The sequence below is a fragment of the Neobacillus cucumis genome (assembly GCF_023715505.1).
In genome coordinates this window covers 1-279 of sequence record NZ_JAMBOH010000151.1, presented here as the reverse complement: position 1 = coordinate 279, position 279 = coordinate 1, and the positions used below count along the sequence as shown (strand labels likewise).

1 rRNA gene is annotated in these 279 nt (G+C 45.5%); it reads left to right on the top strand.

Annotation, left to right across the window (positions count from 1 at the left end):
* Positions 1-203: 203 nt before the first annotated feature.
* Positions 204-279: ribosomal RNA gene (gene rrf, locus M3226_RS31890) — 5S ribosomal RNA — on the top strand; the annotation flags it as partial.

Sequence of the window (279 nt, the reverse complement as noted above, 5' to 3'; positions counted from 1 at the left end):
CGAAAAGCGAAGGCGACTGTTCAACTTCGACGAACGCTTACGAGCCGCGCTCTGCAAATCCTGGTTTTGGATTTGTAGGGACGGATCGAAACGGCCGAGAAGTTAGGAGCCGCAGCTAGCCAAGTTTATAAAGCGAACTCGTTTTAACTAATTTCTTCTATATATTATCTAGTTTTGAGAGAACGATCTCTCAATTTAATAAGTCTGGTAATTAAGGCGAGAAGGTCACACCCGTTCCCATACCGAACACGGAAGTTAAGCTTCTCAGCGCCGATGGTA